This is a genomic window from Mesorhizobium sp. M0051, from assembly GCF_040323235.1.
In the GTDB taxonomy this organism is placed as follows: Bacteria; Pseudomonadota; Alphaproteobacteria; order Rhizobiales; family Rhizobiaceae; genus Mesorhizobium.
Window position 1 is genome coordinate 31,941 of sequence record NZ_JAMYUT010000010.1, and the last position, 23,701, is coordinate 55,641.

Annotated in this window: 21 protein-coding genes, 1 tRNA gene and 1 pseudogene; 13 read left to right on the top strand and 10 right to left on the bottom strand. The window is 60.0% G+C overall.

Annotated features, from left to right (window positions below; translation table 11 throughout):
• Positions 1-140: 140 nt before the first annotated feature.
• Entirely contained in the window at positions 141-1,175 is a 1,035-nt protein-coding gene (locus NKJ90_RS12525) for a CPBP family intramembrane glutamic endopeptidase (protein ID WP_352486128.1), read from the bottom strand.
• Positions 1,176-1,629: 454 nt separating this feature from the next.
• Here NKJ90_RS12525 and NKJ90_RS12530 point away from each other — a divergent pair, with 454 nt between their 5' ends.
• The 11 genes from NKJ90_RS12530 to NKJ90_RS12580 all read left to right on the top strand — a co-directional run bounded on the left by NKJ90_RS12530 (position 1,630) and on the right by NKJ90_RS12580 (position 13,844).
• Positions 1,630-3,042, top strand: coding sequence for a pyridoxal phosphate-dependent decarboxylase family protein (locus NKJ90_RS12530; protein WP_023759303.1), 1,413 nt, complete (start codon positions 1,630-1,632; stop codon positions 3,040-3,042).
• A 128-nt stretch (positions 3,043-3,170) separates the two neighbouring features.
• On the top strand, positions 3,171-3,938 hold the full coding sequence (locus tag NKJ90_RS12535) for a DeoR/GlpR family DNA-binding transcription regulator (RefSeq protein WP_023759302.1): 768 nt from the start codon (positions 3,171-3,173) through the stop codon (positions 3,936-3,938).
• A gap of 126 nt (positions 3,939-4,064) precedes the next feature.
• On the top strand, positions 4,065-5,591 hold the full coding sequence (gene glpD, locus NKJ90_RS12540; RefSeq protein WP_023759301.1) for a glycerol-3-phosphate dehydrogenase: 1,527 nt from the start codon (positions 4,065-4,067) through the stop codon (positions 5,589-5,591).
• Between the two features lie 41 nt (positions 5,592-5,632).
• On the top strand, positions 5,633-6,712 hold the full coding sequence (locus tag NKJ90_RS12545) for an ABC transporter ATP-binding protein (protein WP_352486129.1): 1,080 nt from the start codon (positions 5,633-5,635) through the stop codon (positions 6,710-6,712).
• Positions 6,713-6,721: 9 nt separating this feature from the next.
• On the top strand, positions 6,722-7,789 hold the full coding sequence (locus NKJ90_RS12550) for an ABC transporter ATP-binding protein (RefSeq protein WP_023759299.1): 1,068 nt from the start codon (positions 6,722-6,724) through the stop codon (positions 7,787-7,789).
• Positions 7,790-8,656: a carbohydrate ABC transporter permease gene (locus NKJ90_RS12555; protein WP_023759298.1), complete on the top strand. Its 867-nt coding sequence runs from the start codon at positions 7,790-7,792 to the stop codon at positions 8,654-8,656.
• 1 nt (position 8,657) lies between these two features.
• Positions 8,658-9,581: a carbohydrate ABC transporter permease gene (locus NKJ90_RS12560; protein ID WP_023759297.1), complete on the top strand. Its 924-nt coding sequence runs from the start codon at positions 8,658-8,660 to the stop codon at positions 9,579-9,581.
• 67 nt (positions 9,582-9,648) lie between these two features.
• Positions 9,649-9,936: a DUF2160 domain-containing protein gene (locus tag NKJ90_RS12565; RefSeq protein ID WP_023759296.1), complete on the top strand. Its 288-nt coding sequence runs from the start codon at positions 9,649-9,651 to the stop codon at positions 9,934-9,936.
• Between the two features lie 81 nt (positions 9,937-10,017).
• Positions 10,018-11,745, top strand: a complete 1,728-nt coding sequence (locus NKJ90_RS12570; protein WP_023759295.1) for an ABC transporter substrate-binding protein — start codon at positions 10,018-10,020, stop codon at positions 11,743-11,745.
• 94 nt (positions 11,746-11,839) lie between these two features.
• Entirely contained in the window at positions 11,840-13,333 is a 1,494-nt protein-coding gene (glpK, locus tag NKJ90_RS12575; RefSeq protein WP_023759294.1) for a glycerol kinase GlpK, read from the top strand.
• Positions 13,334-13,367: 34 nt separating this feature from the next.
• Positions 13,368-13,844 (top strand): DUF6882 domain-containing protein, encoded by a 477-nt coding sequence (locus NKJ90_RS12580; protein ID WP_023759293.1) that lies wholly within the window; start codon positions 13,368-13,370, stop codon positions 13,842-13,844.
• A gap of 70 nt (positions 13,845-13,914) precedes the next feature.
• Here the strand turns inward: NKJ90_RS12580 and NKJ90_RS12585 are convergent, their stop codons facing one another.
• Entirely contained in the window at positions 13,915-14,382 is a 468-nt protein-coding gene (locus tag NKJ90_RS12585) for a BA14K family protein (RefSeq protein WP_023759292.1), read from the bottom strand.
• A 249-nt stretch (positions 14,383-14,631) separates the two neighbouring features.
• Here NKJ90_RS12585 and NKJ90_RS12590 point away from each other — a divergent pair.
• Positions 14,632-14,707: transfer RNA gene (locus tag NKJ90_RS12590), tRNA-Lys, on the top strand.
• 120 nt (positions 14,708-14,827) lie between these two features.
• Here the strand turns inward: NKJ90_RS12590 and NKJ90_RS12595 are convergent.
• The 8 genes and pseudogenes from NKJ90_RS12595 to NKJ90_RS12630 all read right to left on the bottom strand — a co-directional run bounded on the left by NKJ90_RS12595 (position 14,828) and on the right by NKJ90_RS12630 (position 22,150).
• Positions 14,828-15,298 carry a nucleoside deaminase gene (locus tag NKJ90_RS12595; RefSeq protein ID WP_023759291.1) on the bottom strand — a complete coding sequence of 157 codons (471 nt, stop codon included), beginning with the start codon at positions 15,296-15,298 and terminating at the stop codon, positions 14,828-14,830.
• A gap of 129 nt (positions 15,299-15,427) precedes the next feature.
• Entirely contained in the window at positions 15,428-16,486 is a 1,059-nt protein-coding gene (locus tag NKJ90_RS12600) for an ABC transporter ATP-binding protein (protein WP_352486130.1), read from the bottom strand.
• 37 nt (positions 16,487-16,523) lie between these two features.
• Positions 16,524-17,345, bottom strand: a complete 822-nt coding sequence (locus NKJ90_RS12605) for a carbohydrate ABC transporter permease (RefSeq protein WP_023759290.1) — start codon at positions 17,343-17,345, stop codon at positions 16,524-16,526.
• Positions 17,346-18,476, bottom strand: coding sequence for a carbohydrate ABC transporter permease (locus NKJ90_RS12610; RefSeq protein ID WP_502904906.1), 1,131 nt, complete (start codon positions 18,474-18,476; stop codon positions 17,346-17,348).
• Positions 18,477-18,490: 14 nt separating this feature from the next.
• Positions 18,491-19,621 (bottom strand): annotated as a pseudogene (locus NKJ90_RS12615) (ABC transporter substrate-binding protein); the annotation flags it as partial.
• Positions 19,622-19,683: 62 nt separating this feature from the next.
• Positions 19,684-20,343, bottom strand: coding sequence for a GntR family transcriptional regulator (locus NKJ90_RS12620; protein ID WP_023759287.1), 660 nt, complete (start codon positions 20,341-20,343; stop codon positions 19,684-19,686).
• A 23-nt stretch (positions 20,344-20,366) separates the two neighbouring features.
• Positions 20,367-21,251 (bottom strand): dihydrodipicolinate synthase family protein, encoded by an 885-nt coding sequence (locus NKJ90_RS12625; protein ID WP_023759286.1) that lies wholly within the window; start codon positions 21,249-21,251, stop codon positions 20,367-20,369.
• 149 nt (positions 21,252-21,400) lie between these two features.
• Positions 21,401-22,150: a hypothetical protein gene (locus tag NKJ90_RS12630; protein ID WP_245266604.1), complete on the bottom strand. Its 750-nt coding sequence runs from the start codon at positions 22,148-22,150 to the stop codon at positions 21,401-21,403.
• Between the two features lie 203 nt (positions 22,151-22,353).
• Between NKJ90_RS12630 and NKJ90_RS12635 the strand changes: the two genes are divergently transcribed.
• Positions 22,354-23,700, top strand: a complete 1,347-nt coding sequence (locus NKJ90_RS12635) for a glycosyltransferase (protein ID WP_023759284.1) — start codon at positions 22,354-22,356, stop codon at positions 23,698-23,700.
• Position 23,701 lies beyond the last annotated feature (1 nt).

The window sequence follows — 23,701 nt, forward strand, 5'->3', positions numbered from 1 at the left end:
TCGTTTTTGAACCTTTGCGTCTAAACCAGGTTATTGCTTCCGAATCTGAATTAGAGCGCACGATATCGACTTCCAAATAGTAGTCTCCACCCTTCAAGGGCGCGTTCAACGTGATCTCGACGGTCTCGGACTTCCCGGGCTCAATTGGTGTGTCGAAGGGCGTTAAAGGATTGTCTGCTGATATCACATCTCCGTTTTGGTCGATGAGGCGATAACCAACCGACACCAGATAGTCTTTTATCAGTTGAAGACCACGTCTTCGTGCTCTTGTTTGCTACCAAAACCGGGATGATAATTACGCCTCCGGCAGCACTCTGCGCCAGAGGGAGGCTTCCTTTGTACTCCAATTCAGCCAGGTATGCCGGGTATCCTTTAGGAGGCCCTACGCTCAGATCGAATGTAAAATATCCTCTACCGTCGAGGTAAGATCCAGACAAAATGATTGACGCAAGAAATATCCTTAAGGCCTGTTGGACTACACCATGCATGATTCCAATGGTGAAGATATTTCTATTCCTAATGAACAGAAAACTACACGCGGTGCCGAAAATCATGGTGGCGACCATCAGTATTATGTTTGGCGCGTGGATAAGGCAAAATACAAATGATGAGCAAAGAATCGCTGTCGGCTTGTTTCTAAATATTGCTAGCGTTCGTTGCAGAATAAAGCTCTGCAGAAGAAATTGCTGAGCCGTGCCAGACAGGATGGCTACAAAAATGTCTGATAATAAAGTCCTGCCAGTTATTTTCTGTTTTGATAGATATCCATCTATTGATAAATAGTTATTTGATATGGCCATGATGGCGATTGCGCATATACAGATAATGAGAACTAAATATATGCAGTCGCGTCCTGAGATCCAAATGTTTCTAGTAGTAAGACCCATTTCTCGCGGCGAAGTACGTCGTATGTAGATGCTTGCCAGAATAAAGCATACAATTGAAGCGATCAGAAATGATCGTATAAAGTTCTTTTCTAGCCAAATCTCGTAGAAGAATGCCGATACGCTGTCCGGAACCGCGATATTTAGACGATATATGCTCCAAAACCAGAGCGGCACTATCCATAGATAAGTGACGAGCAATCCAATTAAAAACAAAAGTTCAAATAAAGAGGCCCCTCTGGGATATCTCTTATAGATCCATCTCAACCACACCAAATTGAAAGCCCCCATTTACGACAATAGGTCGTAGTTATTTTTTGATCGATTTAAGTTCACGCGCCAGCGCAAGTCAATAACCTCCGGAGAGGCTGGATGTTCTGGTTGGAATCTGCCGGAGGCGAATGGGAAATGACCGTGGGGACAAGCGATCTGACTTAGAAAGTTGAGAATCTGATCTCCAGTTGGCCCAACTGTCGATCTGCCATTTCCTGGTTCTCGACGTAGAATAGGATCAGGTCTTCATTCCGGCCGTTGGTGGGGAACTGCACGACTGTGAAGCGATGCCGCCGCTGCTGGATCGATTTCGACCCTCAAGAAGATCAATGTCCGGGAGCCTGGCGAGCGCGTGCGTCGTCGTGCTGGCGATCTGGCGACGACGCAGTTTGTGATCAGGCCGCTGGACGAACACACCAAGGCAATTCTACCGTCGCGCCGCAGAGGAAATGTCCACTCCAAGGGGGATACGATGAACAGTGATGATTTTCGGCAGTGGTCGCGGCGCGCCGCCGACTGGGGCGCCGACTATCGCAACACGCTGCGCGAGCGGCCGGTGCGGCCACTCGTCGAGCCCGGCGACATCTTTAGAAGCATAGAGGCTTCGCCGCCGGAAGACGCCGAACCGATGGACCGGATCTTCGCCGACTTCGAAGAGAAGATTTTGCCTGGCATGACGCATTGGCAGCATCCGCGCTTCTTCGCATACTTCCCGGCCAATGCGGCGCCTGTTTCGGTGGTGGCGGAATATCTGGTTTCGGCGATGGCCGCGCAATGCATGCTTTGGCAGACGTCGCCAGCGGCAACCGAGCTCGAAACACGCACCGTCGACTGGATGCGCCAGGCGCTCGGCCTGCCGGAAGGGTTTTCCGGGGTGATCCAGGATTCAGCCTCGTCGGCGACGCTGGCCGCGGTGCTGACCATGCGTGAACGGGCGTTGGACTGGCAAGGCAACAAACAAGGGTTGGCCGGGCAGGCGCGGCTGCGCATCTATTCCTCCGACCAGGTGCACACCTCCATCGATCGGGCGATCTGGATTTCCGGCATCGGCGAGGACAATCTCGTGCGCATTCCTGTCGGCGACCGTTTTCTCGCCATGGACACGGCAGCGCTCGAGGCGGCAATCGTCGCCGACCGGGAAGCCGGCATGCTGCCGGCGGGGATCATCGCTTGTGTCGGCGGCACCAGCACCGGCGGCACCGACGACATTGCAGCGGTCGCCGAGGTGGCGCGGCGGCATGGCCTTTATCTCCACGTCGATGCCGCCTGGGCCGGATCTGCGATGATCTGTCCGGAGTATCGACATTTCTGGACGGGCGTTGAAGGTGCCGATTCGGTCGTTTTCAATCCGCACAAATGGCTCGGAGCCCAGTTCGACTGCTCGATCCAGTTCCTGCGCGACCCGGAAAGCCATGTCAGGACGCTGGCCATCAAACCGGATTATCTGAAGACGCATGGCCGCGACGGCATCATCAACTATTCCGAATGGTCGGTGCCGCTCGGCCGGCGCTTCCGCGCGCTGAAATTGTGGTTCCTGTTGCGTGCTCATGGGTTGGAAAGCCTGCGAACGATGATCCGCAACCACGTCGCGTGGAGCGAAGGGCTTGCCGCGCGGCTGGCAAGCGAGCCGGACTTCGAGATCGTCAGCGAACCGATGCTGTCGTTGTTCTCGTTCCGGCACAACGCGGTAACCGACGCAGATACGGACGCGCATAATCTACGGCTTGTGAATGCGATCAACGACGGTGGCCGCATCTACCTGACGCAGACGAAAGTCGATGGGCGGATAGCAATCCGTTTCCAGGTCGGCCAATTCGAAGCGACCGCCGCCGATGTCGATATGGCTTTCACCGTCATCACGGAAATCGCTCGGGGTACGGCCTGATCTGGTCCGGCCGGAATTGCGCTGGCGTTTGCCTTTCCAATCATATGCATTTCATTAGCCGGCTTATACCTTTTCATTGGTTTCGTTTTCGACTATAGACAAGAAAAACGAAAACGGGAGGTTGTCCTATGTATTTGTCGCCACGCCATGCCGAAATCATCCAGATGGCCAAGGATCATGGTCGGGTGCTGGTCGAGGATCTGGCCACACATTTCAATGTGACGCCGCAGACCATACGCAAGGATCTCAACGACCTGTGCGACCAGCGGCTGCTTTCGCGCATCCATGGCGGCGCGTTGTTCCCGTCCGGCATCGAGAACATGGAGTATGAGGCCAGGCGCAAGATCGCCGCCGACGAGAAGGAGGCGATCGGCCGGGCGGCAGCCAGGCTGATTCCCGACAACGCCTCGCTGTTCATCAACATCGGCACCACGACAGAGTCGGTCAGCAAGGCGCTGCTCGATCATACCGGCCTGATGGTGATCACCAATAACATCAATGTTGCCAACAGGATGCGGATATATCCGTCGATTGAGGTTGTGATTGCGGGTGGCGTCGTGCGTGGTTCCGATGGTGGCGTCGTCGGCGAAGCGGCGGTCGACTTCATCAGGCAGTTCAAGGTCGATTATGCGGTGATCGGCGCCTCGGCGATCGACCATGACGGCGCCTTGCTCGACTTCGATTTCCGCGAGGTCAAAGTAGCGCAGGCAATCATCGCCAATGCAAGGCATGTCATCCTGGTTTCCGACCAGACCAAATTCGAGCGAACCGCACCGGTGCGCATCGGCCACCTGTCGCAGGTCAACACCTTCATCACCGACCGTTGCGACATCCCGTCGGTGCGCAAAATCTGCCAGGAGGCCGAGGTTCAACTGATCGAGACTTCGCTCGCCTAGGCGATTTCGGCTTGGCATCACACGCTCGTGATATTTCGTTTGACATTCGTTATGATTTCGAAATAATCCCGACACGGTTTCGTAAAAGGCCAAAAATGGTGCAATGCGAAATCGTTGGAGGAATTTGTGGAAGCATCTCCGATCCGTGACATTTTCGTCATAGGCGGCGGCATCAATGGCTGCGGCATTGCCCGCGATGCTGTCGGGCGTGGCTTTTCCGTCTTCCTCGCCGAGATGAACGACCTCGCCAGCGGAACCTCCTCAGGCTCGACCAAATTGATCCATGGCGGCCTGCGCTACCTCGAATTCTACGAATTCCGCCTGGTGCGCGAGGCGCTGATGGAGCGCGAGGTTCTGTGGAAGAACGCGCCGCACATCATCTGGCCGATGCGCTTCGTGCTGCCCTATGCCAAGGGCCTGCGCCCGGCCTGGCTGATCAGGCTGGGTCTGTTTCTCTACGATCACATTGGCGGGCGCAAATTGCTGCCGGCGACCAGGACGCTTGACATGGCCAGGGATCCGGCCGGCAAGCCTTTGAAACCATTGTTCAAGAAGGCCTTCGAATATTCGGATGGCTGGGTCAATGATGCACGGCTGGTGGCGCTGAACGCGCGTGATGCCGCCGATCGTGGCGCAACGGTCCGCACCCGCACGAAAGTGGTCGGCGCGCGCCGCGAAGGCGGTTTGTGGACGGTTCAGATCGAGGACCTGCAGACCGGCAAGACCGAAGAGATCAAGGCGCGCCTGCTGGTCAACGCCGCTGGCCCCTGGGTCGATCATGTGCTGTCCGGCGTCGTTGGGCTCAACGATGTGCACAATGTCCGCCTCGTGCAAGGCAGCCATATCGTCATCGCCAAGAAATTCGACGATCCGCGGGCCTATTTCTTCCAGAACAGGGATGGTCGCATCATTTTCGCCATTCCTTACGAGGACGAGTTCACCCTGATCGGCACCACGGACCAGGATTACCCCGGCGACCCGCATGACGTGAAGATCAGCGACAAAGAGATCGACTACCTCTGCGCCGCGGCAAGCGAATATTTTGCGCAACCGGTCAAGCGCTCGGACATCGTCTGGACCTATTCGGCCGTGCGTCCGCTCTATGATGATGGCGCCTCCAAGGCCCAGGAAGCGACGCGCGACTATGTGCTCAAGGCAGATGGCGGCGAGGGCGCTGCCCCGATCATCAACGCCTTTGGCGGCAAGATCACCACCTATCGCCGGTTGTCGGAATCGATGCTGGAAAAGATCGAGGGTTTTCTCGGCAAGCGCGGCAAGCCATGGACGGCAAACGCGCCATTGCCGGGCGGCGATTTCCCGGCCACCGGTTTCGATGCCGAAGTGGCGAAGCTGAAAACCGCCTATCCGTTCCTCGACGCGCGCCTGGCCCGGCGACTGACCAGGCTCTACGGCACCCGCGCAAGGATGCTGTTGGGGTTGGCCAAATCGAATGCCGATCTGGGCCGCAACTTCGGCGCCGATCTTTTTGAGGCTGAGGTGCGCTATCTCGTTCAAAACGAATGGGCTGTCACCGCTGAAGATGTATTGTGGCGCCGGACCAAGCGCGGTCTGTATCTCAGCCGCGAGCAGGTAGCGGTGCTCGATGAATTCATGCACGGCATAAGCCGGCGACATGTCGCGGCTGCGGAATGAAGAGGGTTTGAGCTGATGCAGAAAGCCTGGGAGGAGGCGTCATGCTGGAACTAAGGAACGTCACCAAGACGGTTGGTGCGGTCGAGCATATCCGCGACGTGTCGCTGACGCTCCAGCATGGCTCGCTCAACGTACTGCTCGGGCCCACGCTTTCCGGCAAGACCAGCCTGATGCGGCTGATGGCCGGCCTCGATGTGCCGGCCTCCGGTTCGATCTGGTTCGACGGTCAAAATGTCACCGGCGTGCCGGTGCAGCAGCGCAAGATCGCCATGGTCTACCAGCAGTTCATCAACTATCCGGCGATGACCGTCTACGAGAACATCGCCTCGCCGCTCAGGGTGGCTGGCACCGAACAGGCGAAGATTGACAAGGAAGTGCGCAATGCCGCCGCACTTCTCAAGCTGACACCTTATCTCGACCGCACGCCGCTCAGCCTGTCCGGGGGCCAGCAGCAGCGCACCGCACTGGCGCGTGCCATCGTCAAGAATGCCAGCCTGGTGCTGCTTGACGAGCCGCTTGCCAATCTCGACTACAAATTGCGCGAAGAGCTGCGCGCCGAACTGCCGAGGATCTTTGCCGCCACCGGCGCCATCTTCGTCTATGCCACGACCGAGCCGCACGAAGCGCTGCTGCTCGGCGGCAATACGGCGACACTTTCCGAAGGACGTATCACCCAGTTCGGCCCGACAATCGACGTGTTCCGCAAGCCGGTCGACCTGGTGACGGCCAGGACTTTCGCCGACCCGCCGCTCAACACCATCGTGCTGGCCAAGAAGGGTCCGGACTTTTTGCTCGAAGGCGGCGTCAAGCTGCCGGTGCCCGCCGAACTCGTCGGCATTGCCGATGCGAACTATACGGTTGGCTTCCAGCCGCACCATCTTTCACTCGATCGGCCCAATGCGTTGGCCGTGCCGGTGCGTGCGAAGGTCACCATCACCGAGATCACCGGGTCGGAGAGCTTCATTCATCTCGACTTCGCCGATGCGCGCTGGGTCATGCTGAGCCACGGTATCCTCGATTTCGAGATTGACGCCGCGATCGACGTGTTCATCGACCCGCGCCACATCATGGTCTTCGACGGGCAAGGCAGCGCCGTAAGCGCGCCAAAGCTGGCGGCATAGGAGAGCGATATGGCGCGCATCGACGTCAATCACATCCGCCACTCCTACCTACCGAACCCGCGCACGGATGCCGATTTTGCGCTCAAGGAAGTGCATCACATCTTCGAGGATGGTGGCGCCTATGCGCTGCTCGGGCCTTCGGGCTGCGGCAAAACCTCGCTGCTCAACATCATTTCGGGCCTGCTTCATCCCTCGCATGGCCGGTTGCTGTTCGACGGCAAGGACGTGACCAACTTGTCGACGCAAGAGCGCAACATCGCGCAGGTGTTCCAGTTCCCGGTCATCTACGACACGATGACCGTCTACGATAATCTGGCCTTCCCGCTGCGCAATCGCGGCGTGCCGGAAGCCGATGTCGACCGCAAGGTGCGCGAGACGCTGGAGATGATCGATCTTGCGTCCTGGGCGAAGAAGAAGGCGAGGGGGCTGACAGCCGACCAGAAGCAGAAGATATCGCTCGGCCGCGGACTGGTGCGCTCGGATGTCAACGCCATCCTGTTCGATGAGCCGCTGACCGTCATCGATCCGCACATGAAGTGGGTGCTGCGCTCGCAACTAAAGCAGTTGCATCGCCGCTTTGGCTACACCATGGTCTACGTGACGCACGACCAGACCGAGGCGCTGACCTTCGCCGACCAGGTCGTGGTCATGTACGATGGCGGCATCGTGCAGATCGGCACGCCGGCGGAACTGTTCGAGCGACCGCGCCATACGTTTGTCGGTTATTTCATCGGCTCGCCGGGCATGAACGTCATGCCGGTGGCGATCGAGGGCAAGACGGCGATGCTTGGGGCCCAGCGGATCGAACTGCCAGGCGCACCCAAGGCAGCCAGCGGCGCCATAGAGCTTGGCATTCGTCCCGAATATGTCCGGCTTGGCCGTGACGGCATGGCCGTACAGGTCAGCAAGATCGAGGATCTCGGCCGCCACAAGGTGGTGCGCGCGAAGCTTGAAGGCCGCGACATCGCTGCCGTGATCGGCGAGGACGAAACCGTACCCGCCGATCCGAGGGTGCGGTTCGACCCGGCCGGCATCAACATCTATGCGGATTCCTGGCGCGTCGAGATGGGGGCATAGATGGAAAAGACTTGGAACAACAAGGCCTGGTTCCTGGTGCTGCCAGTGCTGGTGCTGGTGGCATTCTCGGCGGTCATCCCGCTGATGACGGTCGTCAACTATTCGGTGCAGGACACTTTCGGCAACAACGTCTTCTTCTGGGCCGGCACCGAGTGGTTCGAGGAACTGCTCTCTTCCAGCCGCTTCTGGGAGGCGATGGTCCGCAACCTGATCTTCTCCTTTATCATCCTCGCCATCGAAGTGCCGCTCGGCATCTTCATAGCCCTCAACATGCCCAAGAAGGGGTGGGGCGTGCCGGTCTGCCTGGTGCTGATGGCACTGCCGCTGTTGATCCCGTGGAACGTCGTCGGCACCATCTGGCAGGTTTTCGGGCGCAACGACATCGGCCTGCTCGGCTATTACGTCAATGCGCTCGGCATCGACTACAACTACGTACAGGATTCGTTCGACGCCTGGGTCACCGTCATCATCATGGATGTCTGGCACTGGACCAGCCTCGTCGTACTGCTCTGCTATGCCGGCCTGGTCTCCATTCCGGATGCCTTCTATCAGGCGGCCAAGATCGACGGTGCCTCGCGCTGGGCGGTGTTCCGCTACATCCAGCTGCCGAAGATGAACCGTGTGCTGCTGATCGCCGTGCTGCTGCGCTTCATGGACAGCTTCATGATCTACACCGAACCTTTCGTGGTGACGGGCGGCGGCCCCGGCAATTCGACGACGTTCCTGTCGATCGACCTCGTCAAGACGGCGCTCGGCCAGTTCGACCTCGGGCCGGCCGCGGCCATGTCGCTGGTCTACTTCCTCATCGTCCTTCTGCTGTCATGGGTGTTTTACACCGTGATGACCAACTACGACGCGGAGCGCTGAGATGGGCGGCGCCAACGAAAGAACGACGAGGCAGGACAGAGTGAGCGAAACGACGGCTTCGGAAGGGCTCGCCAGTGCTATGTCGCAGGACCAGATCGCGCGGCTGATGCGCCGCCGCGGCGAGGAATCGCGCTGGTGGTGGATCGTGCCGACGGTCTACATCATCGTGCTTTTGCTGCCGATCTACTGGCTCATCAATATGAGCTTCAAGACCAATGCCGAGATCGTCTCCTCGCTGACGCTCTATCCGCATGCACCGACGATCGCCAATTACGTCACCATCTTCACCGATGCGTCCTGGTACTCGGGCTACGTCAACTCGATCACCTATGTGGTGATGAACATGGTGATCTCGGTGGCTGCGGCGCTGCCGGCGGCCTACGCCTTCTCGCGCTACCGCTTCCTCGGCGACAAGCACCTGTTTTTCTGGCTGCTGACCAATCGCATGGCGCCGCCGGCGGTGTTCGCGCTGCCGTTCTTCCAACTCTACTCGGCCTTCGGCTTGATCGACACGCACATTGCGGTGGCTTTGGCGCATTGCCTGTTCAACGTGCCATTGGCGGTGTGGATCCTCGAAGGCTTCATGTCAGGCGTGCCGAAGGAAATCGACGAGACGGCCTATATTGACGGCTATTCGTTTCCGCGCTTCTTCGTCAGGATATTCATGCCGCTGATCGCGAGCGGCATCGGCGTCGCCTGCTTCTTCTGCTTCATGTTCTCATGGGTGGAACTGCTGATCGCCCGCACGCTGACCACGACCGACGCCAAGCCGATCGCCGCCACCATGACGCGTACGGTTTCGGCCGCCGGCATGGACTGGGGCCTGCTCGCCGCCGCTGGTGTGCTGACGCTGATTCCCGGCGCGCTGGTCATCTGGTTCGTGCGCAACTACATCGCCAAGGGCTTCGCCCTGGGGAGGGTTTGATGAAACGAACGCAGAAGTTCGCGCGCAACACCATCGCCAAGGGCTTCGCCCCGGGAAGGGGTTGGTCATGAATTTCGACCTGACCTGGATGGCATGGACCTGGCCGACCGCGGCCTTCTTCGGAACCATCCTTTTGCTGCTGTGCAGCATGGCGGCGTGGGAATATGTGTCGCCGGGCGGCAGTCCGCGCGTCGGCGTCCTGCGCTTCGAGACGACGCGTGGCGACCGTCTCTTCCTGTCGCTGCTGGGCAGCGCCTTTATCCATCTCGCTTGGCTGGGTCTTGTCGGACCCAACCTGTGGTGGGCTCTCGCTCTCTCCGTGGTCTACGCCGTCGGCGTGTTCCGCTACGTATAGAGGGGGAAACTGTTGGAGCGACCGCGTGCCGGCGGCCGCTCCAGATCGCACTTGAAACCTTAAAACAGTGGAGGAAACACAATGCGACGGCAATTTCTAACATCAACGACTGCGCTTGTCCTATTGCTCGGGGTTGGCAACGCCTACGCCGGAATGGACGAGGCAAAGGCTTTCCTGGACAAGGAAATCGGACCGCTTTCGACGCTCGACCGCGCCGGCCAGGAAGCCGAAATGCAGTGGTTCATCGATGCCGCAAAGCCTTTCGCCGGCATGGACATCAAGGTCGTTTCGGAAACCATCGCCACGCACCAGTATGAATCGCAGGTCCTGGCGCCGGCCTTTACCGCCATCACCGGCATCAAGGTCACGCATGACGTCATCCAGGAAGGCGACGTCGTCGAGAAGATCCAGACCCAGATGCAGACCGGCCAGAATCTTTATGACGGCTGGGTCAACGATTCCGACCTGATCGGCACCCATTGGCGTTACCAGCAGGTGCGCAACCTGACCGACTGGATGGCGGGCGACGGCAAGGACGTTACCAATCCGAACCTCGACCTGAAGGACTTCATCGGCACCTCGTTCACGACGGCGCCCGACAAGAAGCTCTACCAGCTGCCCGACCAGCAGTTCGCCAACCTCTACTGGTTCCGTTACGACTGGTTCAACGACGAGAAGAACAAGGCCGACTTCAAGGCCAAGTACGGCTACGACCTCGGCGTTCCGGTCAACTGGTCGGCCTATGAGGACATCGCCGAGTTCTTCACCGGCCGTGAGATCGACGGCAAAAAGGTCTATGGCCACATGGACTACGGCAAGAAGGATCCGTCGCTCGGTTGGCGGTTCACCGACGCCTGGCTGTCGATGGCGGGCAACGGCGACAAAGGCCTCCCGAACGGCCTGCCCGTCGACGAATGGGGCATCAAGGTTGACGAGAATTCGCGACCGGTTGGCTCCTGCACGGCGCGCGGCGGCGACACCAATGGCCCGGCGGCCGTCTATTCGATCCAGAAGTACCTCGACTGGCTGAAGGCCTACGCTCCGGCCGAAGCCCAGGGCATGACCTTCTCCGAATCCGGACCAGTTCCGGCTCAGGGTGCGGTCGCGCAGCAGATATTCTGGTACACCGCCTTCACGGCTTCGATGGTTGATGCCGGCGCAAAGGCAGTGCTGAACGACGACGGCACGCCGAAGTGGCGTATGGCACCGTCGCCGCACGGCGTCTACTGGAAGGACGGTATGAAGCTCGGCTACCAGGACGTGGGTTCCTGGACGCTGATGAAGTCGACCCCAACCGACCGCGCCAAGGCCGCCTGGCTTTACGCGCAGTTCGTCACCTCGAAGACCGTCGACGTGAAGAAGAGCCATGTCGGCTTGACCTTCATCCGCGAGAGCACGATCCACGACAAGAGCTTCACCGAGCGCGCTCCGAAGCTCGGCGGCCTGATCGAGTTCTACCGCTCGCCGGCGCGCGTCCAGTGGTCGCCGACCGGCACCAACGTGCCTGACTATCCGAAGCTGGCACAGCTTTGGTGGCAGGCGATCGGCGATGCTTCGTCGGGCGCCAAGACGGCGCAGGAAGCGATGGACTCGCTCTGCGGCGAGCAGGAAAAGGTGATGAGCCGTATCGAGAAGTCGGGCGTCCAGGGCGATATCGGCCCGAAGATGGCCGAAGAGCATGACCTCGCCTACTGGAACGCCGACGCGGTCAAGAAAGGCAATCTCGCTCCTCAGCTCAAGATCGAGAACGAGAAGGAAAAGCCGATCACCATCAACTACGACGAACTGGTGAAGAGCTGGCAGAAGTAGCATTGTCTATGCGGGCGTTCGCGCGTCCGTGTGAAATTGGGGGAGGCGGCTCGTTGCCGTCTCCCCTCTTTGTATCGAGGCGGAGGGCGCTGGAATGAGCGGTTTTGTGCTGGCAATCGACCAGGGAACGACTTCGACACGGGCGATCCTGTTCGATGGCCAGATGAAGGTCGTCGGCAGCGGGCAGAAGGAATTCACGCAGCATTATCCGGCCTCCGGCTGGGTCGAGCATGATCCGGAGGAAATCTGGGCGAGTGTGGTGGCGACGGTGAAGGCGGCGCTGAAGAAGGCCGGCCGGAATGCTTCCGAAGTGGCTGCGCTTGGCATCACCAACCAGCGCGAAACCGTCGTCATCTGGGACAGGGCGACCGGCAAGCCGATCCACAACGCCATCGTCTGGCAGGACCGGCGCACCGCGCCGCTGTGCCAGAAACTCAAGAAGCAGGGGCTGGAGAAAAAGTTCACCCGCAAGACCGGCCTGCTGCTCGATCCCTATTTCTCCGGCACCAAGATCGCCTGGATGCTCGACAAGGTGAAGGGCGCCAGAAAGCGCGCCGAGCAGGGCGAATTGCTGGCCGGCACCATCGACAGTTTTCTGATCTGGCGGCTGACCGGCGGCAAGGTCCACGCCACCGATGCCACCAACGCCTCGCGCACGCTGGTCTACAACATCGCTGAGAATGCCTGGGACGACGAGCTGCTGGCCATTCTCAACATCCCGGCAAAAATGCTTCCCGAGGTAAAAGACTGTGCCGATGATTTTGGAATCACGGAAAAAAACCTCTTTGGCGCCGAGATAAAAATCCTCGGTGTCGCCGGCGACCAGCATGCCGCGACCATCGGCCAAGCCTGTTTCGAGCCGGGCATGATGAAATCCACCTATGGCACCGGCTGTTTTGCGCTGCTCAACACCGGCAGCGACCTGGTGCGCTCGAAAAACCGGCTTTTGACCACCATTGCCTACCGGCTGAACGGCAAGACGACCTATGCGCTGGAAGGCTCGATCTTCATTGCCGGTGCTGCGGTCCAATGGCTGCGCGATGGCATCAAGGTGATCGGCAAGGCCGAGCAGAGCGGCAGACTGGCGGCCGAGGCTGATGCGACGCAAAACGTCTATCTGGTGCCCGCCTTCGTCGGTCTCGGCGCACCGCATTGGGACGCCGGAGCACGTGGCGCCATTTTCGGGCTGACCCGCAATTCCGGTCCGGCAGAGTTCGCTCGCGCCGCGCTGGAAGCCGTGGCCTACCAGACACGCGATTTGCTCGACGCCATGCGCAAGGACTGGAAGGGCGCCTCAGCCAGGACAGTGCTCAGGGTCGATGGCGGCATGGTGGCGTCGGACTGGACCATGCAGCGGTTGGCCGACATCCTCGATGCGCCGGTCGACCGTCCGACCATTCTCGAGACGACCGCGCTGGGCGCCGCATGGCTGGCTGGCTCGAAGGCAGGTGTGTGGCCGGATGCCAAGAAGTTCGCGAAAAGCTGGGCACTGGAGCGACGATTCCAGCCGGACATGGATGGCTCCGTGCGCATAGCCAAGCTTGCTGGCTGGCGCGATGCTGTTCGCAGAACGCTGAGCGTGCAATAAGCACCCGTGAGGTGATGAGTGATGGGGCGAGGGGATGAAGCCAGACTGGTATCCTGCGTGGCGCGACGAGGCTATCGAACAGCTGAATGCCAAGAATGACCGGTTGCAAAAGGAATTCCGCCTCGGCAGTTGGTCGCGCTATGACTATGACATAGCGACCAGAAGGCTTTTGTTTGCCAAAGACGGGGATGTCAAAGTGACCGCAGAGGTCCAGATTGCCGGTTCCACGAGCGCTAAGTCACAGAGTTGGCTCTGGGCTTGGGCAAATTCAAATTGGCCCGACAATGTCATGATCGGTGCAAAGCGGGTTCGATCCTTCGGCGAGACGAACAGCATCGACGAACTGACCCAGACTTACGTTACGGATGTGGATGATGACTTGGAGGTGCTTGGGTGGGAACTGAGCGCAGTAGCGGTTCGAATTTGCGATGCCCTTGGAGCATATCGATCACCGAGCGCGGAAGGCGATGCGCGTTATTACATCATCAAGGGCATCAGTTGGGCGGGCTGACCGAAAAGAAAGGCCCGCGCCACTTCTGGCACGGGTCTTCAATGGAGCGCTATCACTTCCACTCACTCAATCAGTAGGGCGAACGGCACTCACGGCGCGGGCCGTAATTCGGCTGGAACGTGTTGTCCGAAGCGCGGTAGCTGCGATAGTGATCGTAGCACCACTGCACATGCGAATTGCCCTCATAGACGCGATTGCGTTCGTTGTTGATGATGGCGCCGGTGATCAGCGCGCCGGTAGCGAAGGCCGCGAGCGGGAACCAATAATCGCCGTGGCGGCGATAGCCGGGGCGATATTCGCGATAGCCGCGATGGCCGTTCCAATAGATCACGCGATTCCGGGAAAAATTGCGGTCACGCGAAAAGCTGCGATTGTAGCGGTTCTTGCGCCACTCCTGGTACTGGACTGTCTGCACATCCGGCACCGCGACCTGGGATTGCGGCACATAGCTCGGTTGGGCGTTGACGGGCAGCGCCTCCGCCGTAACGAATGTGGCCGAGAGCGTGGCGGCCAGCATACCCACTGTGATTCTGTTCATTGCTCTTCTCCTCAAGGGTTAGCGGACGTCCCCGTGCTGGGAAAACGAGTGGCCTATGCAATTGTTCCGGGGACAGGATGCCGCTGCGGGCAAAACGGCTGAGCTCCTTAGTTGCTCTCTCCGCTGATGCGGCGAGAGAGTGTCGCGACGTGGCGAAGCCATGTTTACGAACCCTCTTTTTCCGGTTGACCGGTCGAGGCACTCTCCCTATGTTCCGCGCAATTTCGAGGGCGGCTTTTGAGCCCGCGGGAGCGCGTAGCTCAGCCGGTAGAGCAACTGACTTTTAATCAGTAGGTCATGGGTTCGAATCCCATCGCGCTCACCAAATCGCAATAAATCCACCATAGCCTGCGGGGAGACTTTCCCACGCGCACGGCAGCAGCATTACGGCTCCGATCGATCCGATGGCTGTTGCCATCGACCGGTTGCCGACTGGCACGAAGCGTCAGCGCTTCCAGAAATCGCGGTGCGGCACGTGCAACTCGTCCTCGATTTCGGGGAAGGGGCCAATGACCTCGATCTTTTTCTGGCCGGAGCCGAACACGGTGCGCGAGGAGAGGCTCATCGTCGGGTTCTCAGGGTGATCCCCGGTCAGCGCAAGGATCTTGGTCTCATCGCACCCGTAGACCAACCGCCCGATATTCGCCCAATACATCGTGCCAGCGCACATCGCGCACGGCTCAAAGGTCGAGACTAGCGTGCATTGCCACAGGAACTCCGGCTCGTAGGCCGCCGCGGCGCGCCGGGCGATCTCGGTCTCGGCATGGCGCACCGTGTCGAGATTGCCCTGCCGCATCAGGATGTGGTCGTCCGGCCCGACCAGGACGGCGCCGAAGGGATGATGCCCATGCGCCGCCGCCTCGCGCGCGACTTCATCGGCGGCGCGGAGGTGGGCGAGCATCTGATCGCGGGTCATGGCAAAATCCTGACGCACCGGCATCCACTCGATGAGCGGCTCTATGAGCCGAGATTGCTGCCAAGGGACGCTCGTGGCAAGAGCTAACCGCCGCTTGAGACCTTTGCGCTGGGATATCGGACCTTTGCTCTATAAACGCCGGCCGGTCTTGGCGTCGAACAGGTGAGCACAGGCGCGGTCGACCTCGATGCGCACCGGCTCGCCCTGCTTCAGCGCAAGCCGTTCGCGGAAAAGGCAGGAGATCTCTTCGCCGCCACAATCCACCTTGGCGAAGATTTCCGACCCCGTCGCTTCCAGGAGCCTGACATTGCCAGGGATGCCTTGGGCAGTCGCCCGAATATGTTCCGGGCGGATGCCATAGACGAGGTCGTTCCCCGAAGCATGCGCCGGGTGGATGCCTTCCGGCAGTGGCAGGGTCAGTCCGCCGGTGCTGCGGAAAACGCCTTCCTCGATACGTCCGGCAATGAAGTTCATGGCGGGCGAGCCGATGAAGCCGGCAACGAAGAGATTGGCCGGACGGTCATAGAGATCGAGCGGTGCGCCGATCTGCTCGACGAGGCCGTCGTGCAGCACGACGATCTTGTCGGCCATGGTCATGGCCTCGATCTGGTCATGCGTGACATAGATCGTCGTGGTGCCCAGTCGCTGGTGCAGCGCCTTGATCTCGCCGCGCATCTGGACGCGCAATTTGGCGTCGAGATTGGAGAGCGGCTCGTCGAACAGGAAGACTTGCGGGTCGCGCACGATCGCGCGGCCCATGGCTACGCGTTGGCGCTGCCCGCCGGAAAGCTGGCGCGGGTAGCGGTCGAGCAGCTTGTCGAGACCGAGAATGCTGGCGGCCCTGCCGACGCGGCTGGCGGTGTCGGTCGGATCGGCTTTCTTGATCTTCAGGGCAAAGCCCATATTGTCTGCCACCGTCATATGCGGATAGAGCGCGTAGTTCTGGAACACCATGGCGATGTTCCTGTCCCGCGCCCGCAGATTGTTGACGGTGCGATCGCCAATGGCGATCCTGCCGCCCGAGATCGTTTCAAGTCCGGCAATCATGCGCAGCAGCGTCGACTTTCCGCAGCCCGACGGACCGACCAGGATGACGAACTCGCCATCGGCGATATCGACGCTGACATCGTGAATGATCTTGGCCGTTCCGAAGGCCTTCTGCACGTTGTTGATTGTCACCGAAGCCATTGGGTTTCCTCGAAAAAAATTGGATGTAGGGTAGCGCTCAGCCGCCCTTGACGGCGCCGGCGGTCAGTCCGGCGACAATCTGCCTTTGTGCGAACATGGTCAGCACCAGCACCGGCAGCGTCACCACAAGTGCGGCGGCGGCGAGCGGTCCCCAGCTCACCTGTTCGTAGGAAAGCATGTTGTAGACGGCGACCGGCAGCGTGCGCGTTTCGCGGCTGGCGAGCACCACGCCGAAAACGAAATTGTTCCATGAGAAGATGACGGACAGGATGAAGGCAACCACGATGCCCGGCTTGGCTATGGGCAAGGCGACCAGGCGGAACACCTGCCAGGAGCTGGCGCCGTCGATGTTGGCCGCTTCCTCCAGCTCCATCGGCGTGGTCTCGAAATAGCCGATCATCACCCAGACGACGATCGGCACCGTCACCACCAGATGGATGATGATCTGCGGCCAGAGCGTGCCGAGTATGCCGACCCATTGGAACAGCAGAAACAGCGGGATGAGATAGGAAAGCCCCGGCGTCATGCGGGCGATCATGATGACGACCGCCGACCGTTCGGCCTTGAGCCGTGCGATGCCATAGCCGGCCGGCACACCGATCAGCAGTGCCAAAAGTGTCGCCGTGCCGGTCACCAGAACCGAATTCCAGAGATAGAGCAGGAAGTTGTTCTCCTCGAACACCTTTGCATAGTTCGACCAGGCGAGATGTTCGGGGATCAGGATCGGCGGATAGGCGCCGTTGTCGATCTCGAATTTCAGCGACAGCGAGATCATCCAGAGGAAGAACAGGATCGCCGGCGAGACGAAGACCAGGGCCGCGAAAAACAGCCCGACCTGATTGAGCAGCCGTGAACTCATCTATTTGCCCTCCACGCCGATCCACTGGGAGCGCTGGCGCAACATCAAGAGGATGAAGGACAAGGCGACGATGACGATGAAGAACACTACGGCCACGGCCGAGCCATAGCCGATGTCGTAGTAGGAGAAGGCGGTGTTGTAGAGATAGATGTTGATGGTCTCCGAGGCCGTACCGGGTCCGCCCTGGGTCATCGCGTAGATGATGTCGAAGCTCTTCAGCGCATCGATGGTGCGGATGATAACCGCGATCATCAGGAACGGCGCGATCATCGGCAAGGTAAGATAACGGAATTGCTGCCAGGCATTGGCGCCATCGATCTCGGCGCTCTCGAATGGCTCGCGCGGCACGGACGCCAGGCCGCCCAGCACGATCAGCATCACCAGCGGTGTCCACTGCCAGGTCTCGACCGCGACCAGCGAGGGGATGACCGTGTTGGCGTTGAAGATCCATTCCTGCGCCGGGATGCCAACCAGCGACAGCAGGTAGTTGAGGACACCGAGCTGAGGATGGAACATCATGGTCCAGACCAGCGCCACGGCGACGGGCGTTGCCATCATCGGCATCACGAAAACGCCGCGCAACAGACCGCGCAGCGGAAACCTGGCGTCGAAGATCAGGGCGGCGACAGTGCCGAACAACATCGGCGCGGCAACCGAGAGGAAGGTGTAGCTCAAGGTGTGGAGCAGCGATTCCCAGAAGCGTTGGTCGACTGCCAGCCGAAAATAGTTTTCCATCCCGGCAAAGCTTCGTGACTGACCGAGCGTCCAGCGGTTGACGCTCATCCACAGCGTAAAGGCCCAGGGAAAGACGATCACTGCGCCGACGACGACGAGCGCCGGAATGACGAAAGGCCAGTAGTTGGGAGCCAGCCGGATCGTCTGGCTCCCTTCGATGGCTTGCGTCGTCACCCCGGTGCGTTCTGGGGCGGTGGCGGACATCAGCCTTGCTCGCTCCTGTCGAGGACCGGCTGGAACTGCTCGGTGGCCCTCTTCAGCTCTTCCGCCGGATCGGCGCCGGCAATCAAATTGGTCAGCGCCACGCCATAGATGTCGCGGAACTCGGTGACCGGGATAATGACCGGCAGCGACAGCCGGCTGACATTGCCGGAGCCGACCACCGCATCGAGCCAACTCGCCGGCATGGTGACGCCTTCGCGCACCTTGGGATCTTCAAGCACCGACTTGCGGAACGGGACACCGGCGCCTGCCTGCAGCAGGCGCGCGCCCATGGCCGGCGACACTGCCCACTGGCAGAACAGATAGGCGGCCTCCTTCTTCTCGCTGGCGGCCGTCACGCCGATGCCGTCGCCGAACGTGCCCGAGGCGTGCGCCTTGGGGCCCTTGGGCATAACACCATAGCCGACCTTGCCGACCACCCGCGATTTTTCAGGATTTTCCATCGGCGGGGCAAAGCCCACACCGTCGAACCACATGCCGATCTTGCCTTGCAGGAAGGCGGACTGCGCTTCGGCCCAGTTGAAGCCGGTGACGCCTGGAGGCGCGGACTTGGTCATCAGCCTCTGGTATAGGCTGGCGGCCTCGATCGCCTCGGGCGACATCGTGCGCAGCTTGCCCTGACCATCGAGTGGCGTCATGTCGTAGCCGAGCATCAGTGACGTCCACACTGGCGTGTTGGCGTTCTTGATGCCTCGGGCGACGAAACCGTAGGTGTTGTTCGACGCGTCGGTCAGCGCCTCGGCGGCGGCCACCAGTTGCTCGAAGGTTTCGGGATATTTGAGGCCCTTGGCCTCGAAAAGCTCCTTGTTCCAGTAGACGATCCAATAGTCGACCGAGAAAGGCAGCGAGCGCAGCACGCCCTGGCTGTCCTTGGCGAACAGCATGCCGGCATCGGCGAAATCTCTTTCGACCAGGCCGGGATCGGTCAGGGCGGGGTCAGTGAGATAGCCCGATATGTCGGCAAGCCAGCCGCCCTTTTCAAACTGCCGCTTCTGCACATGGTAGCTTAGATGCACGACGTCGAAGCTCGGCTTGCCGGAGCTCAGTTCGATCACCGTCTTCTGGCGCTGCTGCTGTTCGGGCGTCGCCTCGGCATTGACCTTGATCCCGGTCAGGTCCTCGAACTCGGCGAGATATTTTATGAGGGTGTCGCTGCGCGGACTTTTGACCAGATTGACGTCGAGCGTCGTGCCGGCAAAGCGCTTCCAGTCGACGGCGGCGGCAAAACTTGGGCGGACGCCCGCAAGCCCGGCGGCAGCGAGTGCCGCGGTTCCTTGCAAGAGTTGCCTCCTGGTTGGGTTGAACAGATTGGACGACATTTCTTCCTCCCGGTTGCTGTCGTTGTCGATTGCGCCGCGACCGCGGCGCGGCTCATGATTCCTCAGATTTGCAGCGCCAGCCGGCGCGCCTTGTCGATGTGCAGGCTGATCGCCTCGACCGCCTTTTGCGGGTCGCGGCTCTCCATGGCTTCGATGACCGCGAGGTGCTCACGCATGACCGGCACGACGCGCCCGTCGATGCGGAAGCGCTCCTGATGGATCAGCCGGATCTTCACCGAGTTGACCAGATAGGCCTTGGCGATGATCTCGTTGCCCAGCGCATCGATGAAAGTGTCGTGCATCGCCCAGTCGATCTTTTGGGCCTTGGCTTCCATTTCCGGCGTCGGGGTCTGCGAAAGGGCTTGCGCCAGCATCTCCTCATGTTCGCGTCGCAGGCGGGCAAGTTCCTCGTCGGGCGCGCTGGTGGTGAACAGCGCCACCGCTTCGCGCTCCATGAACAGTCGGAACTGAAAAGCCTCGCGGATCAGACTGATGTCTATATGGGCGATCTGCATGCCGCGCTGCGGGATCGTCGTCAGAAGCCCTTCGGCCTCGAGACGCGGCACGATTTCGCGGATGGCGCCGAGCGGCAGGCCGGTGAAGGCAACCAGTTCGCGCTGCGACACGAATTGGCCCGGCAGCAAATCGCGAGCCAGCAAATGCCGTGTGAAGCTGGCATAGGCTTTTTCCCTAAGGGTGGTCGGTTCGCTGCCGTCTTCCATTTCAGCGCGCTTTCCTTTGCCGGTCAGGCTGATTCCCTGGCAAACAGACTGTCATAGGCGACGGCAAGCTGTTGGCGCCCCTGCGAAGCGATCGGCTCCAGCGGTGGGCGGACCGCCAGCCAGCGGTCGTCGCCGGTCTTGCGCGCCACCATGACCTTCACCGCCGGCGTGACCGGATATTTGAGCAGTTCGAGCACGAAACGCTCGACGCGGATATCATCGCGCCCGTCCTCGGCCATGGCGCGGATCTCGCCGGTGACGAAATTGGCCATGCCGGAGATGGCGCCTTGAGAGCCAATTCGCACCGCCCGCGCCAGATGCCGCTCGTCACCGATCAGGATGACCAGATCGCCATGGGCGCCGATCAGCGCCTCGCTGTAGGCCCAGTCGCCGCCGGAATCCTTGACCCCCGCGACGACATCCGGAAAGGCGGTGCGCAAGCGGCCGATCAGGCCAAGCGAGAGCTTCACCATCGTGACAGAGGGGATGTTGTAGAGAAGCACGTCACGGGCGAGCGGACCGAGCGCGGCAAAAACAGTGGAAAACCAGCCGAAAAGACCGTCTTCGCCGACATTCTTGAAGTAGCTCGGCGGCGCAAGCAGAATGTTGCGGGCGCCGCGCTGCAAGGCATGCCGTGCCTGTTCGGCGGCGTCTTCGGCCGCATCGACCAGCACGCCGGCAACAAGCTGATGTGGCAAGATGCCGGCAGCCAGCATGGCTTCGGTCACCGACCGCCGCTCCGAGGCGCCCACCGATGCGCCTTCGCCGGTGGTGCCGAAAAGCGTCACGCTGGTGCACCCCTCCGCCAGGCAACGCCCGGCCTGGGCGATCATCGGCGCGATGGCGATCTGCCCGGAGGCATCAAAAGGCGTGGTGAGGGCGGCTGAAAGGCCAAAGCGTGATGTCACCGGGAAGTCTCCGAAAGATGTTCGAAGGCAGTGATAGCCCACTAACATGTCAGTTGTAAATCTGGTTGGTGCGTTTTTTCAAGGGCTGCTGGATGGTGATGGTCGGGCCCTTCACAGATCGTCTGGAAGACGGAGGGCTGGGCTCTCCGCTACTTGTGCCTTGTGGCGTTTCCCGACACGAGTCGCTGGGCAACAGGCTGCACATTTTCCTTGTAGGTAATGCACCTGTCGTAAACCTTGTTCACCACGCGCTCCTTGCCAATTCGCTCCCACTCCGGCGTCCAAGGCGCATCCCAGTCAAAGTGCTGCGAGATGAGAAATTCTCTGTCGAAGCACTGCGGATCCCGATCCAGAATCTGGCGCGCTTCATCCGCCAATGGCGTATAGGCTTTGACCGCAGCCATCTTCCTGGTGCGAGCAGCCGAATCCAGTTGAGTTTCCACTTCGATAACCCCCGGCACATTGGGGACTGCGGCAGTGCAAAGCTGCTTGCGCCCTGGCCGTGTGCTTTGCAGCAGCCTATTGAGGGCATTGCCGAATGCATATGCCAGATCGTGCATCGGATTGTAGCCATCGACCGCGTCCGAGACGATTTGCACGTCCTTCATATCAGACACATCGAGGTTGATTCTCGCCAGCACATCGGCAAAGACTCCACAGTCCCTAGCCAACAGCGCTTTATACCAGGCGGCGTCCGGAATATCGCCAAACACCGCCCCAGCGGTTGCGCCAACAGCTTCCACCACGTCGCGTGAATATTGGGTTCGGGCAGAGTGGCGGCCGCCTGAACCATCCGTCAAAAGGTAGATTCGCGGTTTCTTGAGCTCAAGCCAGTGATGAATCCTAAGCTCATGCCCGGGATGTGCAAGGATCAGCACATATTGCAACTTTTCGGACAAGCTACGGCTCCAATCCGGGTTTCGGCACACATCCGCGCCTTGGATCGCATCAAGGCGACTAGGCATCAAAGGTTCCCAACATCGAGTTGGCGCGGTTCAATTTTGTACAAGCTTGTCGGGTCAATGCCTTCAAACTAAGAACGCTGCCTAGCATCTGTTATCCTCGCAGCCAATGCGCTTGCGAAACAGCTAAGGAGGCGGCATTGCGGGTTCTCATTACCAATCTGTTCGCGTCGCAAAACAGCGGTACCGAAGCCGTTGTCGAATTGCTGGCCGACGGGCTTCGCGGTGCCGGTCATCAAACCATGGTGCTGGCTCCAACCCTTGGCGATATGGCCGACAGAATGCGCCGACGAGGACACCATGTGGTCGACCGGATTGCAGAAATCGTCGAAAAGCCCGACATCATCCATGGCCAACATTTGACGCCTTGCCTGACCGCGCTGGCGCGGTTTCCCGATGTGCCAGCCGTGTTTTCCTGCCACAGCGCTTTCTTCGAAGTCGAAGCTCCCATGCTTCATCCACAGATACGCCGCTGGATCGCGGTCGATGAAGCCTGCAAGGCCAAATGCCTGTCACGCGGCGTACCGGCTGACAAATTGGACCTCATCTACAACGCGGTCGACCTTCAACGTTTCAAGCCCCGCCTGCCGCTGCCTTCCAGACCCGCCAGAGGGCTGCTGCTGACCAAGAATTTCGAACACCAGCAGGCAGTGCGCGAAGCCTGCTCGAAAAGCAACGTTCACCTGGATGAGTTGGGTCCGGCTACAGGACGCTTTTCTCATCAACTCGAAAAGGATTTGCTCGAATACGACATCGTGTTTGCAACCGCCCGTATGGCCATTGAAGCCGCCGCGGTGGGGTGCTCAGTCGCCGTCTGCGACGCGCGTGGCTTCGCCGGCTTGCTGGATACGGCAAACATGAAGGCATGGCGGCAAATGAACCTAGGCGTTGGCCTTTTGACCAAGCCGACCACCGTCACAAATCTGATGGAAGCGATCTCGCGGTTTGATGCCGGCGATGCCGCCAAGGTTTCCGCCTATTTTCGCGAAGTGGCTGATATCTCGCACTTCGTCGATGAGCATCTCAGGGTCTACAATCAGTCCATTGAGGCCGATACGGATACGACCGCTGACGAACGCTCGCTGGCCACCGCGTGCTGGATCGAGGAAATCGGCGTATCGCTTCCGCCGCGCAGATGGGCCGCCATCGTGAAGGAGATGCATGGATGGCAGACTTCGCCAGATCAGGCCGCGCTTGTGGAATTGCTGCGATCAAACACAAAAACGTTGGAGAGCAACATCGCAGCGTTGACGGAGCTTGGAAAACAGGTCGGATCCATTGGACCGGAAATTGGAAAAATTGGCCCGATCCTGGATGTCTCCATTTCGCTCAACAGTGCGGCTCAGGACAACCGGGCTGCATTGCATCGAATTGACAAGGAGCTTTCGAGCCTTTCAAGTTTCGTCAGCGAGACGAAACGGCTCTACAACGGCATGATCCCGCTGCTTATGAGAAAAATGTTTCTTCGGGCTCGCAGGCGAGGTTGAA

Bases quoted from the DNA above. Each gene is read 5' to 3' on its own strand.
- NKJ90_RS12525 (WP_352486128.1), bottom strand. From the start codon at position 1,175: ATGGGGGCTTTCAATTTGGTGTGGTTGAGATGGATCTATAAGAGATAT.
- glpK (WP_023759294.1), top strand. From the start codon at position 11,840: ATGAGCGGTTTTGTGCTGGCAATCGACCAGGGAACGACTTCGACACGG.
- NKJ90_RS12550 (WP_023759299.1), top strand. From the start codon at position 6,722: ATGGCGCGCATCGACGTCAATCACATCCGCCACTCCTACCTACCGAAC.
- NKJ90_RS12570 (WP_023759295.1), top strand. From the start codon at position 10,018: ATGCGACGGCAATTTCTAACATCAACGACTGCGCTTGTCCTATTGCTC.
- NKJ90_RS12530 (WP_023759303.1), top strand. From the start codon at position 1,630: ATGAACAGTGATGATTTTCGGCAGTGGTCGCGGCGCGCCGCCGACTGG.
- NKJ90_RS12620 (WP_023759287.1), bottom strand. From the start codon at position 20,343: ATGGAAGACGGCAGCGAACCGACCACCCTTAGGGAAAAAGCCTATGCC.
- NKJ90_RS12605 (WP_023759290.1), bottom strand. From the start codon at position 17,345: ATGAGTTCACGGCTGCTCAATCAGGTCGGGCTGTTTTTCGCGGCCCTG.
- NKJ90_RS12600 (WP_352486130.1), bottom strand. From the start codon at position 16,486: ATGGCTTCGGTGACAATCAACAACGTGCAGAAGGCCTTCGGAACGGCC.
- NKJ90_RS12580 (WP_023759293.1), top strand. From the start codon at position 13,368: ATGAAGCCAGACTGGTATCCTGCGTGGCGCGACGAGGCTATCGAACAG.
- NKJ90_RS12545 (WP_352486129.1), top strand. From the start codon at position 5,633: ATGCTGGAACTAAGGAACGTCACCAAGACGGTTGGTGCGGTCGAGCAT.
- NKJ90_RS12535 (WP_023759302.1), top strand. From the start codon at position 3,171: ATGTATTTGTCGCCACGCCATGCCGAAATCATCCAGATGGCCAAGGAT.
- NKJ90_RS12560 (WP_023759297.1), top strand. From the start codon at position 8,658: ATGGGCGGCGCCAACGAAAGAACGACGAGGCAGGACAGAGTGAGCGAA.
- NKJ90_RS12585 (WP_023759292.1), bottom strand. From the start codon at position 14,382: ATGAACAGAATCACAGTGGGTATGCTGGCCGCCACGCTCTCGGCCACA.
- NKJ90_RS12555 (WP_023759298.1), top strand. From the start codon at position 7,790: ATGGAAAAGACTTGGAACAACAAGGCCTGGTTCCTGGTGCTGCCAGTG.
- NKJ90_RS12565 (WP_023759296.1), top strand. From the start codon at position 9,649: ATGAATTTCGACCTGACCTGGATGGCATGGACCTGGCCGACCGCGGCC.
- NKJ90_RS12595 (WP_023759291.1), bottom strand. From the start codon at position 15,298: ATGACCCGCGATCAGATGCTCGCCCACCTCCGCGCCGCCGATGAAGTC.